The organism is Streptomyces phaeochromogenes, assembly GCF_001418655.1.
In the GTDB taxonomy this organism is placed as follows: domain Bacteria; phylum Actinomycetota; class Actinomycetes; order Streptomycetales; family Streptomycetaceae; genus Streptomyces; species Streptomyces phaeochromogenes.
Genome location: NZ_LIQZ01000638.1, coordinates 1 through 1,374 on the forward strand (window position 1 = coordinate 1; position 1,374 = coordinate 1,374).

The following is a 1,374-nucleotide window of genomic DNA, read 5'->3' on the forward strand; positions in this document are numbered from 1 at the left end:
CCCGGATTCCGGGCTCGGGCTCGCCTCGGCCGGGCTCGCTAGGCTCAGCGGCCTGGACCTGCCGGGCCTGCTGGGTCCGTCGGGCGCGGAAGCGGTCCCCTGGGCGTACAGGGCCCCGGACTCCGGGCTCGGGCCTGCCTCGGCCAAGGGCGCTGGGCTCAGCGGCCTGGACCTGCCGGGCCTGCAGGGCGCGGAACCGGTCTCCCGGGCGTACAGGGCCCTGGATTCCGGGCTCGGGCCTGCCTCAGCCGAGGGCGCTGGGCTCAGCGTCCTGGACCTGCCGGGCCTGCGGGGCCTGCGGGGCGCGGAACCGGTCTCCCGGGCGTACAGGGCCCCGGACTCCACACACCCGGGCTCGCTGGGGCCAGGGGCGCTGGGCTCAGCCACCTGGACCTGCCGGACCCGTCGGGCGCGGAAGCGGTCCCCTGGGCGTACAGGGCCCCGGATTCCGGGCTCGGGCTTACCTCGGCCAGGGTCGCTGGGTCCAGCGTCCTGGGGCCGCGGGACCCGTCGGGCGCGGAAGCCGTCGCCTGGGCGTACAGGGCCCTGGATTCCGGGCTCGGGCTTGCCTCAGCCAAGGGCGCTGGGCTCAGCGGCCTGGGTCTGCCGGGCACAGAGCCAGTTCCCCGGGCGCCCACGCCTGGGCGGCGTGGGCCGAGGGCTGCCGGGAGCGAGGCCCACACGGGGCCTTCGGCCTCGGCGAGGCTCCCAGGGGATGCCGCCGTGTTCCGTGCCCGGGTCGGCACGCCCCGTCGGCCCGCCGGTGGTGCGGGCCTCGGGGTGTGTCGGTCCGGCGGGAGCCGTCAGGCGTGGCCCGGGAAGAAGATCTTCAGCTCGCGCTCGGCGGACTCCTCGGAGTCGGAGGCGTGGATCAGGTTCTCCCGGACGATCACGCCGAAGTCACCACGGATGGAGCCGGGGGCGGCGGCGATCGGGTCGGTCGGGCCCGCGAGTGCCCGTACGCCCTCGATGACGCGCTCGCCCTCGACGACCAGCGCCACGACCGGGCCGGAGGCCATGAAGGCGACCAGGGGCTCGTAGAAGGGCTTGCCCTTGTGCTCGCCGTAGTGCTGCTCCAGCGTGTCCTGGTCCAGCGTGCGCAGCTCCAGCGCGGTGATCTCCCAGCCGGCCTTGCGCTCGATGCGGCTGATGATCTCGCCGGTCAGGCCGCGACGGACCGCGTCGGGCTTGAGAAGGACGAGGGTGCGCTGGCTCACGGTGGTGGCTCCTTCGGGTCACAGATGTGCGGATGACCGAGGCTACAGGGCGTGTCCGAGTGCGTGTCACGCAGCGTCAGGTGCTACGGGGTGGGCCGGTCCGATACGGGTCGACCCGACTGTTTTCGCCCCCGCCGCCCCTACCCATTCCCGTCCC

1 protein-coding gene is annotated in these 1,374 nt (G+C 74.7%); it reads right to left on the reverse strand.

The genetic code is table 11. The annotated features are described in order from the left end of the window. Window positions 1–803: 803 nt before the first annotated feature. Window positions 804–1,217: a nucleoside-diphosphate kinase gene (gene ndk, locus AOK17_RS47025; protein WP_055618753.1), complete on the reverse strand. Its 414-nt coding sequence runs from the start codon at window positions 1,215–1,217 to the stop codon at window positions 804–806. Window positions 1,218–1,374 lie beyond the last annotated feature (157 nt).